Here is an 839-nt window from a genome sequence, read left to right as displayed (position 1 = left end):
CCGAGCGCCTGTTGGGGCAGCAGCAAACAAGCTGCATGCGGCAGCGACCGCTTTCACGAGATGGGATGGCTGCGGCGGGGATGGCGTGCGGCCGGCGATGTGCGAGTCGGGAGCCGCGATGTTCGGGAGCGCGTGGAAGCCGGTGGACGCTGGTGGCGCTATCCCCTGGGGATAGCTCGCGATGACATGGGGGGCGGCAACGTACTGCGGCCGCCCCCCGCCGGATCACTTCCTGCGCTTGGGCTCCTTCGGCGCAGCCGGTTCCTGGGCGGCCTGGGGCTTGGGCTGCGCGTCCTGTGCGGTCTCCTGCGATTTGGGGCTCAGGACGACGGACTCGATGCGGAACGGCAGGATGCCGACGCTGCGCGCGTTGATCTGCCAAGTCTCACGTGGCTGATCCTCGTTGTCGGTCCAGGGTTCGCGCTCCATGCGGCCGACGACCAGCACGCGCATGCCCTTCTGGTAGAGGTCCTTCCAGTGCGCGGCGTCGCGGTGCCAGATTTCCACCGGCGCCCAGAAGCCGCCGCGATCCTCATAGTCGCCGCCCTTGGTGGGAACGGGGTTGTCGAAATACACGTTCAGCCGCAACAAGCGCCGCGGTTCGTCGTTGCCGTTGGGGAACTCCCGGTACTCGGGGGGCGAGCCGATGTTGCCTTCGCCCGAAAAATGCGTGCTCATGTTGCAATCTCCTTGGTGGTTGAAATACCCGCACCTGGTCGGCGCCGGGCGCGTGCTGGGATGCCCGGCGCAATCACCGATCGCGCATTGCGGCGGGAAAGGACGTGAGCCGGCGCAGGTAGGCGTCTTCCGCCTCGGCGGCCTTGCTGGCGCAATCCTGT

General features: G+C 67.5%; 1 protein-coding gene and 1 pseudogene. Both read right to left on the bottom strand.

The window, feature by feature from the left end; all coding sequences use genetic code 11:
* Positions 1–225: 225 nt before the first annotated feature.
* On the bottom strand, positions 226–678 hold the full coding sequence (locus tag APY03_RS26850; protein ID WP_003120036.1) for a single-stranded DNA-binding protein: 453 nt from the start codon (positions 676–678) through the stop codon (positions 226–228).
* 73 nt (positions 679–751) lie between these two features.
* Positions 752–839: pseudogene (locus APY03_RS44550) on the bottom strand (DUF3158 family protein); the annotation flags it as partial.

It is taken from the genome of Variovorax sp. WDL1 (assembly GCF_001541225.1).
GTDB lineage: Bacteria > Pseudomonadota > Gammaproteobacteria > Burkholderiales > Burkholderiaceae_C > Variovorax.
The sequence above is the reverse complement of the archived record's forward strand: the minus strand, read 5'-3'. Positions and strand labels throughout refer to the sequence as shown.

Excerpts from the sequence above, each read along its gene's own strand:
- APY03_RS26850 (WP_003120036.1), bottom strand. The coding sequence starts at position 678 with ATGAGCACGCATTTTTCGGGCGAAGGCAACATCGGCTCGCCCCCCGAG.